Source organism: Donghicola mangrovi (genome assembly GCF_013377535.1).
GTDB classification, from domain to species: Bacteria; Pseudomonadota; Alphaproteobacteria; order Rhodobacterales; family Rhodobacteraceae; genus Donghicola; species Donghicola mangrovi.
This window is the reverse complement of the sequence record NZ_JABCJE010000057.1, coordinates 1-296: the sequence shown is the minus strand read 5'-3', so window position 1 is coordinate 296 and position 296 is coordinate 1. Positions and strand designations below refer to the sequence as shown.

1 protein-coding gene is annotated in these 296 nt (G+C 63.5%); it reads right to left on the bottom strand.

The window, feature by feature from the left end; all coding sequences use genetic code 11:
- The coding region (locus tag HJ536_RS20760) for a dTDP-4-dehydrorhamnose 3,5-epimerase family protein (RefSeq protein WP_177159291.1) at positions 1–296 on the bottom strand (296 nt) is incomplete at both ends.

The window sequence follows — 296 nt, the reverse complement described above, 5'->3', positions numbered from 1 at the left end:
AGGGACGCCCACATCGGGCCAGTCGATCCCGCAGCTGTCCCAGCGCACAGAGCCGTCACATTCGGGGGCGTAGAAATCGGTGCACTTGTAGATAATCTCGCTGTCAGGCTCGAGGGTCATGAACCCATGGAGGAACCCGGCCGGGATCATCAGCTGTTTCCCATTCTCGAAGCTCAGCTCGATCCCGAACCACTGGCCATAGGTCGGGCTGCCGGTGCGCACATCGACGGCCACATCGAAAATCCGACCCCGCCCGCAGCGCACCAGCTTGGCCTGCGCATGGGGCGGGCTCTGGT